Raw genomic sequence first — 1136 nt, forward strand, 5'->3', positions numbered from 1 at the left:
AAGCCAAGAAATCCAAGAGCTGTAATATCCAAAATGGCTGCCGACAGAGCGAGAGTAATCTCTGCTGCAATGACGGTTAAAATGTTTGGAAGAATCGAGCTCCACAGCAAGTAGAAGTCATTTGCGCCATCTAGGCGGGCTGCCATGATGTAATCTTTTTCTACCTCAGTATGCACGGCAATATACACCGAGCGAATAAAGCGTGGGATCAGGGCTAAACAAATCGCCAGCAAGATATTAAATTCACCAAAGCCAAGGAATGCCACAAAAATGATCGCGAGCAATAGCGATGGGATCGACATAACGGTGTCGAGAAGGTGGTTCAAAGTACTGGAAAGCAGACCTTTCGTCATCCCCGCCAGCACCCCGATAAAGCAACCTACGATGGTCGCAATCGCAGTAATGCCAACTGCTGCGCCAAAAGTCAGTTGAGAGCCCATGATCAAGCGCGACAGAATATCACGACCTAAGTCATCGGTTCCTAAAAAGTAATCGACAGTGCCCGCTGGTGCCCATGAAGGGGGAACGAGTAACTCACCAGATTGTGCTTGTGGATCAAACGGAGCAAGCCACGGAGCTAAGATGGTGATCAATACGATCAAGCCTAAACACCACAAGCCAAACATCGCTAACCCGTTAGCGCGGTAACTACGCCAAAATCGCTCAAACTGAGTTGGAATGCGTTCTTCCTGATAAACGTTATTTGTTAGCATACCATTCCTTTCTCACCAGAGGGTTGATCATGGCGCCAATCAAGTCCGAAAGGATATTGGCAGTTAATACGAGAGTCGCAAGCACCATTACTCCTGCTTGGATTGAGGCGTAATCTTGATTGGCAAGCGCATCCAGCAACCAGCGACCAATGCCCGGCCAGTTAAAGATCGACTCGGTGATGATCGCTAAAGTGATCATGCTAGATAGCTGAACCCCAACTTTTGGAATGATGGGCGGAATGGCGTTACGCATTACGTGCTGAGTGACGAACTCACGATTCAATAAACCTTTGATTCGGGCAGCGCGAATGTAGTTTTGGCTCATAACTTCTGCAACAGAAGCGCGCATCAAACCAACAACTTGAGTCGTAGGTGCTAACGCCAGAACCAAACACGGCAGAACCATGTGCTCGATGACACTTT

Annotated in this window: 2 protein-coding genes; both read right to left on the bottom strand. The window is 48.1% G+C overall.

All coding sequences use genetic code 11. From position 1 onward, the window contains the following. Nucleotides 1-713, bottom strand: a 713-nt coding sequence (locus tag R7035_RS25700; protein ID WP_318146376.1) for an ABC transporter permease subunit, incomplete at its 3' end; no start/stop codon positions are given. Further along, nucleotides 700-1136 (bottom strand): ABC transporter permease subunit (locus R7035_RS25705; RefSeq protein WP_318146377.1); only part of this gene is annotated, 437 nt, incomplete at its 5' end. The genes R7035_RS25705 and R7035_RS25700, both read right to left, overlap by 14 nt.

The organism is Vibrio sp. 1731, from assembly GCF_033339955.1.
Lineage (GTDB): Bacteria > Pseudomonadota > Gammaproteobacteria > Enterobacterales > Vibrionaceae > Vibrio > Vibrio alginolyticus.